Origin of the sequence: Streptomyces sp. NPDC057654, assembly GCF_042800135.1 — a bacterium.
Classification (GTDB): domain Bacteria; phylum Actinomycetota; class Actinomycetes; order Streptomycetales; family Streptomycetaceae; genus Streptomyces.
Map to the genome: position 1 here is coordinate 1 of NZ_JBHVHQ010000439.1, position 6,896 is coordinate 6,896.

The window sequence follows — 6,896 nt, forward strand, 5'->3', positions numbered from 1 at the left end:
CCACCGTCCCGCCCATCGCTACAGGCGCTGTGGGCCCGCAGGGTCCGAGACGCGCCCGCAGCCGAAGAGCTCAGAACGGCCACTTCGCGGTAGCAGCCAGCGGCGCAGCGCAGCGGAGCCAGCCTGAACCCCAGCCACGAACGCCGCCGCAGGCAGCGAACCGGCAGCTGCCCCGCCCCCTCCCTCCCGCTGCCGGCGCTCTGGACCCGGAGGGTCCGAGACGAAACCCGCACTCACCCACGCCGAATACCGCCCCACCTGCCAGCCGCCCGCGACACCAACCCACACCCCGGCGATAGACAGCGAACCCGCCCCAACCCCAACCCCAGCCCCGTCGCCGCTCGCGCTGTGGACCCGCAGGGGACCGATGCTTCGTCTGTAGCGCCAGGTTCGAGGTGATCTACGCCGAGCCGGGTATCCCTGTTCTGGGGCGCAACCTCGACCGCCACCGCATCATGACCGGATGCCCGGCCTGCGGCAGAGACTTCGGCAGTTCCCGGCTCGGTGGCCTTGCGCTCATGCAGTTGTCCTGACCAAGACGATCGGGGTTTACGGGCTACGGGCTACGGCCGGCTGCTGGAGCGGGCGTTCGTCGCCCCGGTCGTGGAAGCGCAGGTGTCCGGTTGGCCCCGCGCGGTGAGCCCCAAGCGCCTGGCCCGAGTCGCCGCCCGCGAGCAAGCTGCCCTGCCGGTCAGCACCGCCGCTCAGGAAGCGCCGGCTCGTAGCGTCGAGGTGACCAAGGCCGAGAGCAAAGCCGCGGCCAAGCGCCGCCGCACAGCCGAGGACGAGCAACGCCGCGCCCACTCCCGAGCCAAGGCCAGGGCCCGCCACCGCGGCCGCTGACCTCGTTATGTGTATAGGTCCCCGACACCGCTCGGTGTCTTTGGAACCGGAACCGCCTGCGTACGCTCGGCTCCGTGCCCCGTAATCCGAAGAAACCCCGCCGGCTGGTCGTCGAGGGACGCGTGTATCTGTGGACGCTGCGTCACAGTCACCGCGTGCTGGACGGCGGCCGGGTCGCCGACTGCCGCGAGACCCTCACGCTGTACCCGCAGCCGGCCGGTTCCGGCGGTCCGTTGTGCATCGTCTTCGCCGAGGGGCCGGGCAGGTACGTTCCGGGCGGGTTCCCCTTGGGGTCCGGGGACGTGGGGTACGTCCGGGGCGGCTCCCTGAACCTGCACGAACCGGGAGCCGTCCGCGCCCTGCTCGACGCGGCGGTGGGCCGCGGGTGGCAGCCGGGGAAGTGGCGGCGGGCGGTGGAGGTCGACGGTTGGTCTCTGCTGGAGTTGGCCGGAGGGGCGGTCCCGTAGGGCCGCAGTGAGTTCGGGGCGTACCGCCGTCGCGAAGGGATGCTCAGGCAGTCACTGCGGGCGCCACGGGCCCATGCGGATCAAGTCGTCCGCCGGGTCGTTCACCGGCTGCGGGGTACCCGTGAGGTCCATGACGAAGAGGGGGAGGACGAGTTCGTCGGCGCGTTGGCGTGCTTCGCGGCCGTAGCCGGCCAGGGAGAAGAAGACGCTGAGGGCCGAGTCGCCCATGCCGTTGAGCCACAGGCATTCGACGGCGCGCAGGCCGGTGGGGTGAGTGGTCGGGTCGATCTGGGCGATGATGCCGGGGCCGCGCAGGTCCACCCCGGATATCGCGCGGTCCTGTGACTGCCTGATGCCCGTGAAGCCCAGCCACTTCAGGTACTGGGCGGCGGCCGTCACCGCGTCCCGTGCCGTACGGATGGTGACCGGGTGGAACGCGGGCCGCAGTACCGCCGAGGTGGGGGATTGGCCCCGGCCGGGGACGGACGCGCGGCCGTCACCGTGGCAGGCGAGGTCCGGCGGCGAGGTGACGGGCAGTCGGACGACCGCGCCGCAGGCGCAGCCCAACTCCGGTGCGGGCCAGGAGTCCTGGCGGTCGCAGGACGGGCACCGCACCGTCACCCATGATTCCTGCCAGGTGCGATGTTCCAGCAACTCCGGTATGCAGCCGGGCAGTACGGGCAGAGTGAGCGGGGCTCCGCACGCGCAGGGGAAGGTCGGCGGGGTGAAACAGTGCTCGCGGCGGCACGCCGGGCAGCGTACCGGCACGCTCTCTGCCATGTTCGGCTCCTGCGCGGTCCGTAGGGGAGGTTCTGTCCATCGTCCATGATGCGCGACGAGTTGGGGACGGAAACTCCGGTTCGGCGGCGGGGACCGGAGCCGGGGGACCGGAGCGGGGACCGGAGCGGGGACCGGAGTGGGGGTCGGAATGGGGATCGGGCGTATCAGCTGGGCGCGGGTTGCGCGGTCCGTGCGTCGTACGTGCCCCAGCCCCGTTCCAGCAGGTCGAATACCGTGGTCAGCGCCCGCTGCGGATCGGAGTCCTCCGAGGCGAGCAGCACCGCCTGCAAGGTGAACCGCGCCATCGTGCGCGAGGTGACGTCGGCCTCCGAGTCCCCGGCCGCCTCACTGATGGCGCGGGCCAGCACCTCCTCGTGGCGCCCCCACATCCGCCGGAAGTGCTCCCCCAGCACGGGAGTCGACCCGATCAGCGTCCTGAACTGCCGGTACTCCGGCCCGTTCGCTGGGTCCAGGGGGCCCGCCGTCCGCAGGTGGGCACGGAGGGCGGCCAGGACCGTCTGGCCCGCCGGCCGGTCGCGCACCGCCGAGACCAGCGCCTCCTCCTGGTCGGCGTCGAGGTCGAAGACCAGGGCCTCTTTGCCCGAGAAGTGTTTGAAGAGCGTGGTCACCGAGACGTCGGCGGCCTCCGCCACCTCCGCGACGGTCACCTGGTCGTAGCCCCGTTCGGAGAACAGCCGCAGGGCCGCGTCGGCCAGGGCCCTGCGGGTCTGGGCCTTCTTGCGCTCGCGGCGTCCGGGTCCGGTCGGCTGGGTCATGGCATCCACGGTACCGCATGGGTGCAGCCATTCAATAAGTTGAGTGATTGCACTTATTTAGTGACTGTGCTTTTCTGGGGCGGCCGCCGCGAACGGGTCGTCACCGCCTCGCGGGGCCCTTACGGAAACGGAGCCGTCATGAACCAGAAATCCGTCCTCATCTCCGGCGCGAGCATCGCCGGCCCCGCCCTCGCCCTCTGGCTGCACCGCTATGGCTTCCGCACCACCCTCGTGGAGCTCGCCCCCGACCTGCGCGACGGCGGCCACGCCATCGACTTCCGCGGCGCGGGGATGGACGTCCTGAAGCGGATGGGCCTCTTCGAGGCCGTGCGCGAGCACGACACCGCCATGAAGGGCATGACAGTGGTCAACGGCGAGGGCGAGACCCTCGCCACGCTGCCGGCCGAGTTCATGTCCGGTGAACTCGAAGTGCTGCGGGGGGACTTGACGCGCGTGCTGTACGAGACGACCCGACGCGACGCCGAATACGTCTTCGGGGACTCCATCACCTCCATGGTCCAGAGCGCGGACGGAGTGCACGTCGAATTCGAGAAGGGCGAGCCCCGCACCTTCGACCTCGTAGTGGGCGCCGACGGCGCCCACTCCAACGTCCGCCGCCTCGTCTTCGGCCCGGAGTCGGAGTACGCCCACGACCTCGGCCTCCGCAGCGCGGTCTTCCGTGCGCCCAACTATCTGGACCTCGACCACCGCGGGGTGCTCTGCCGCCTCGGCGACAAGGCCGCGATGATCTTCAGCGCCCGCAACAACACCGAAGCCCTCGCGGGCCTCTTCTGCACCGCCCCGCCGACGGACGTCGACCGGCGCGACATCGCCGCGCAGAAGCGCTTCCTCGCGGAGCGGTTCGCGGGCGAGGGGTGGGAGATACCGCGGCTGCTCGACCTCATGGAGAACGCCGACGACTTCTTCTTCGACGGCATCAACCAGATCCGGATGGACACCTGGTCGCGCGGGCGCGTCGTCCTCCTCGGCGACGCCGCCTACTGCGCCGCCCCGACCTCCGGCATGGGGACGTCACAGGCGCTGGTCGGCGCGTACGTCCTCGCCGGGGAACTCGCGGCCGCGGCGGGCGACCATGAAACGGCCTACGCCGCCTTCGAGAAGGAGATGCGCGACTACGTCGACCAGAACCAGGTCCTCGGCCGCCGCTTGGCCGAATCCTTCTTCCCGGAAGAAGGGGACTCCCCGGAAGAAGAAGAGGACGGCGACGGGCCGGGACTCTACGCGATGGACGAAGCGCCGGTCTCGACAATTGACTTGAAGGAGTATCAGGTCTGAGCGGACGGCCCTTCCTGAGGCCGATCGGTCGCGGCCGACGCGCCGGCGCCCTGACGGAGGAAGTCGGTGCTGTCGGCCCACTGGTCCACACCGCCCGTCAGCGGCCGGTCCCGCAGCCTAGGGTCCGTGACCGTACGCGCCAGCGCCTGCGCGAAGCGCTCGGCGTGCAGGACCAGGAACGGGCGGGAGTGGTACGGACGCGGCCTCGGGTCCACCGGGGCGCTGAGCAGCCCCGACGCGTTCTGGAGCTCGGCGACGGTCTCGTACGCACGGGTCAGATGGCGCTCCCGCTCCGGGTAGTCCGTCGCCGCCAGCGCCCCGCGCAGTGTCGGCGTGAGCGTCTCGGCCGCCGCCAACCGCTGGAACGCGCTGCCGAGCCACTTGCCGTACGGGGCGTAGCGACGCTCCAGCAGCAGGCACAGCTTCATCAGGTCCCGCACCAGCCGCCCGGCCACGACCGCCGAACCGAGGTCGTCGCCGACCTCCGCGCAGCGCCCCATGAACGCCTCCTCCTGCGAGATCCGCTGCCACTGGCAGGCCAGGAGGTAACGCCACACCTGCTCCGGATACCAGGCCAGCGCGCGCCGCGCGGCGGTGAGTGAGCCGGTCGCGTCGTGGAACACCGCGCCGCCGGTGGTCTCCGCCAGCCGCTGCTGCGGCATCGCCAGCCATGCGTCGGTGCTGGGCTCCGTATAGGCGGAGCCCAGCCCGGCGCGCAGCCCGAGCTGTGCGCCGAGCCACGCGTCCAGCTCGTGCACGGACACCCGGTGGTTGACGGGCCCGTCGGTCGGCCGCATCCGGCCGACGGGGTCCAGCGGATCGTCGCCCTCCTGGAAGTGGGTGGGCCAGCCGAGCACCCGCTTCGGCAGCCGCTCCGACAGGAGGCGGTGGATGTCCGCGCCGTGCCGGGCACGGTCGTCCGGGCCGAGGAACAGCTCCAGCCGCGGACCCCACTCGTGGTCCGCGGACCTCGGCGTGTCGAAGCCCAGCACCTCCGAGCCGCCGCCGACCCGCGCGGCGGCGTACCGCAGCCCCGGATACGCGGCGTCGAGCAGCGGCCGCACCGCCTCCACGTACAGCACGCGCGACAGCTCGATGCCGGGTACGAATTCGGGTACGGGGCCGGGTGCGGACGGAGCGTCGGGGGGCGTCATGACGGCGACCGTGCCGGACGGCAGCGCGCCGGGGCAACCGGATTTCGCTCCCTGCCCGAGGCGGGGGCCCGCGAACCTTTCCTTACGCCGCCCGAAGTAGGCCGCTCCCTACACTGGTTACCACAGGAGCGGTTCGATTCGATGTAGATACAGATGCGGGTACAGACGCGGGTACAGGAGTGGACACAGTGCGATTGAGGGTCGAGTTCACGACCGAGCCCTTCGACCTCGACGAGCCTCCGCAGCACGCGGTGATAGCTCGCGAGGTCGTGCAGTCCGCGGCGCTGGACGCGGTGGACGTCGGCCCGTTCGGCAACACCGCCGAGGGGACGGCGGACACGGTGCTGACCACGGTGGACTCGATGCTGCGCGAGTCGCTGGCGGCGGGCGCCACCCGGGTGTCCTTGCAGGTCAACGTCGTGGCGGAGACTTCTGTGGCGGAGAACGCCGCAGCGGAGGGTGACGCATGACGGGCGGGGCCGGGACGACCGGTGACCCTCCGCCGCCCGGCGACCACCCGTTCCTGCTGGCGATCAAGCCGCTCGTCGACGCCATGGGCGGCGACCTCGTCACCCCGGGCCGGGCGAGCGGCGACGACGTCGTGCTCTCCTGGGAGGGCCGCGACGTGGTGGCCGTACGCCTGCCGCACCTCTCCGACTCGCTCGATCACATACTGGCCGAGCTGGAGCGGCGGCACGGCATGCCGCTGCCGGAGCTGGACCGCAAGACCAAGCAGTCGGTCGTACGGGTCCTGGAGCAGCGCGGCGCGTTCTCCGTGCGCCACGGCGTGGAAACGGTGGCGACCGCCCTCGGCGTCAGCCGCTTCACCGTCTACAACTATCTGAACAGGGAGAACGCCGCCAAGGCTCCGAGCCCCACCCGAGCTCCGACCGACAAGAGCGCCGACCCCGAGCCCAAGCCCGAGCAGGGCTAGCGGCAGACCGCCGCCCGCTCCTCCGCGCGCAGGCGCAGATGGAGCGCTACCCAGCTACGGTACGGGCGCCAGGTCCCGGCGACCGCAGTGAGCCACGCGGTGTCGCCGGAAGCCGCGGCGTCGCGGCCGTACGCGGCGGCCATGGCCTGGTGCAGGCGGATTTCGTGGAAGGGAAAGATGTCGGGGTGCCCGACGCCCCGGACCAGGATGAGTTCGGCGGAGAACGGCCCGATGCCCGGCAGCTCCCGGAGGTCGGTCAGCGCGAACTCCGCTGGCTGCTCACGAAGTTGACTGGCGTTCAGACGGTCGTCGAGCGCCGCGTCGGCGATGGCGCGCAGCCGCTCCGTCTTCACTTCGGGCAGCCCCGCGATGCGGTCGAGGCGGCGCAGCGCCGACGGAACGGGGAAGGCGTGCAGCCGATGGCCGGCGACGTCGACGGCCTGCCCGTACTCCTGGGCGATGCGGGCCTTGACGCGGGCGCCCTGGTCCATGCGGAGGCGGTTGCCGATGACCGTCCAGGCGGCGGCCTCGTACGGAGAGTGGAACAGTACGGGCCGCAGGCCGGGGAACTCGGCCTGGAGCCCGGCGACGACCGGGTCGGCGTCGGCGAGCGCGCGGAAGCCGGTGGCGTCGTCGTCTAGGGAGA

The 6,896-nt window shown here is 71.6% G+C and carries 9 protein-coding genes; 5 read left to right on the forward strand and 4 right to left on the reverse strand.

Annotated elements, in window-relative coordinates:
- The first annotated feature begins 615 nt into the window (after nucleotides 1-615).
- Both ACFU99_RS27025 and ACFU99_RS27030 read left to right on the forward strand, forming a co-directional pair.
- Nucleotides 616-843 (forward strand): DUF2992 family protein, encoded by a 228-nt coding sequence (locus ACFU99_RS27025; protein ID WP_384396597.1) that lies wholly within the window; start codon nucleotides 616-618, stop codon nucleotides 841-843.
- 74 nt (nucleotides 844-917) lie between these two features.
- Complete coding sequence (locus tag ACFU99_RS27030) at nucleotides 918-1,310, forward strand: hypothetical protein (protein ID WP_384396601.1); 393 nt, start codon at nucleotides 918-920, stop codon at nucleotides 1,308-1,310.
- Between the two features lie 51 nt (nucleotides 1,311-1,361).
- On the opposite strand, the gene ACFU99_RS27035 is transcribed toward ACFU99_RS27030, so the two are convergent.
- Together ACFU99_RS27035 and ACFU99_RS27040 are read right to left on the reverse strand one after the other, a co-directional pair.
- Complete coding sequence (locus ACFU99_RS27035; RefSeq protein WP_384396604.1) at nucleotides 1,362-2,090, reverse strand: hypothetical protein; 729 nt, start codon at nucleotides 2,088-2,090, stop codon at nucleotides 1,362-1,364.
- 164 nt (nucleotides 2,091-2,254) lie between these two features.
- Entirely contained in the window at nucleotides 2,255-2,866 is a 612-nt protein-coding gene (locus tag ACFU99_RS27040; RefSeq protein WP_384396607.1) for a TetR/AcrR family transcriptional regulator, read from the reverse strand.
- 138 nt (nucleotides 2,867-3,004) lie between these two features.
- Between ACFU99_RS27040 and ACFU99_RS27045 the strand changes: the two genes are divergently transcribed.
- Nucleotides 3,005-4,162, forward strand: coding sequence for an FAD-dependent monooxygenase (locus ACFU99_RS27045; protein ID WP_384396610.1), 1,158 nt, complete (start codon nucleotides 3,005-3,007; stop codon nucleotides 4,160-4,162).
- Here ACFU99_RS27045 and ACFU99_RS27050 read toward each other — a convergent pair.
- Entirely contained in the window at nucleotides 4,153-5,316 is a 1,164-nt protein-coding gene (locus ACFU99_RS27050) for a DUF4037 domain-containing protein (RefSeq protein ID WP_384396612.1), read from the reverse strand. The two genes, ACFU99_RS27045 and ACFU99_RS27050, sit on opposite strands and share 10 nt — an antisense overlap.
- Before the next feature lie 188 nt (nucleotides 5,317-5,504).
- On the opposite strand from ACFU99_RS27050, the gene ACFU99_RS27055 reads away from it, so the two are divergent.
- Together ACFU99_RS27055 and ACFU99_RS27060 are read left to right on the forward strand one after the other, a co-directional pair.
- Nucleotides 5,505-5,786 (forward strand): hypothetical protein, encoded by a 282-nt coding sequence (locus ACFU99_RS27055; RefSeq protein WP_384396615.1) that lies wholly within the window; start codon nucleotides 5,505-5,507, stop codon nucleotides 5,784-5,786.
- Nucleotides 5,783-6,250, forward strand: a complete 468-nt coding sequence (locus ACFU99_RS27060; protein WP_384396618.1) for a helix-turn-helix domain-containing protein — start codon at nucleotides 5,783-5,785, stop codon at nucleotides 6,248-6,250. Before ACFU99_RS27055 ends, ACFU99_RS27060 begins: the two co-directional genes overlap by 4 nt.
- Here ACFU99_RS27060 and ACFU99_RS27065 read toward each other — a convergent pair.
- Nucleotides 6,247-6,896 (reverse strand): DNA-3-methyladenine glycosylase family protein (locus ACFU99_RS27065; RefSeq protein ID WP_384396620.1); only part of this gene is annotated, 650 nt, incomplete at its 5' end. The genes ACFU99_RS27060 and ACFU99_RS27065 overlap by 4 nt on opposite strands.